Source organism: Candidatus Enterococcus testudinis, from assembly GCF_002140915.1.
Taxonomy (GTDB): Bacteria; Bacillota; Bacilli; order Lactobacillales; family Enterococcaceae; genus Enterococcus_D; species Enterococcus_D testudinis.
Map to the genome: position 1 here is coordinate 983,813 of NZ_NGKU01000001.1, position 1,064 is coordinate 984,876.

At 31.8% G+C, this 1,064-nt stretch carries 1 protein-coding gene; it reads left to right on the forward strand.

Translation table 11 applies throughout. The features are described 5' to 3' along the window. Window positions 1-160: 160 nt before the first annotated feature. Window positions 161-928, forward strand: a complete 768-nt coding sequence (locus tag A5886_RS04720; protein ID WP_086273880.1) for a glycosyltransferase family protein — start codon at window positions 161-163, stop codon at window positions 926-928. The last annotated feature ends 136 nt before the right edge of the window (window positions 929-1,064 follow it).

The following is a 1,064-nucleotide window of genomic DNA, read 5'->3' on the forward strand; positions in this document are numbered from 1 at the left end:
AAGATGTCGGTTTATCTAATACTATTTATTACTCCATGTTTTTTGTCTACACTAACCTAATAAGAGCTACATTTTTTGAAATGTTTAGATCTTTTTTTATTCTTATTGTTATAACGATAGTAGTATATAAGCTTACAAAAACGAAAGGTGAACTTATAGTATGAGAAGTAAATATTTGTTGGTTACTCCCTCTTTAAATGGTGGTGGAGCTGAAAAGATTCTTTTGTTTGTTGCCAATGCATTGGCGGTGAATAATGAAGTTACAGTTATTAGCTATCTTTCAGGAGATGTAGCAAATTTAGATAGTTCTATATCTTTAAATATATTAGATAATAAATATCAAGATAGAAAAATACTTGGGAAGCTGCTTCGGATGTGGCAAATAAGAAAGTATATACGAAATCAAAATGTCAATTGTGTAATCGGCTTCGGTCCAGAGTTCGCAATTATTTGTGTTTTATCGGCGTTATTTACGAAGACAAAAGTACTTACTTCAGAGAGGCGTTCTCCAGAAGATTTAAGTATTTATTGGAGATTTATAGCAAAAATTGCATATAGTTTGTCCGATGGTGTTGTATTCCAACTTGATCAGGTTAGAGACTATTTTAACTTGAGAAAGGATAAGGTTGCTGTCATTCCTAACCCGTACTTCCAACAAAAAATTGATGAGAGTGAAGTATTAAGGTTTGAAAAGAGAAATAAGATAATAATTTCTGCCGCAGCACGACTGAATGAACTAGAGAAGGGAATAGATGTTTTATGTGATGCTTTTCTTAACTTAACAAATCTATTCCCGGATTATCAACTTCATATTTATGGAGAAGATAGAAACGATGAGTTAAAAATAAGATATCAGCAGTTTTCAAAAAAAATTTATTTTTTTGAAAGAGACCCAGATATTGTTTTAAAAATAAATAGATGTGTATAAGAGACAGATATATTACTTGAAGCTATGGGCGCAGGTAATGTAACGGTCTCTTCAGACTGTCCACCTGTCTCTTATACACATCTAGATGTGTATAAGAGACAGCCCAGATATTGTTTTAAAAATAAATAAAGCCGCA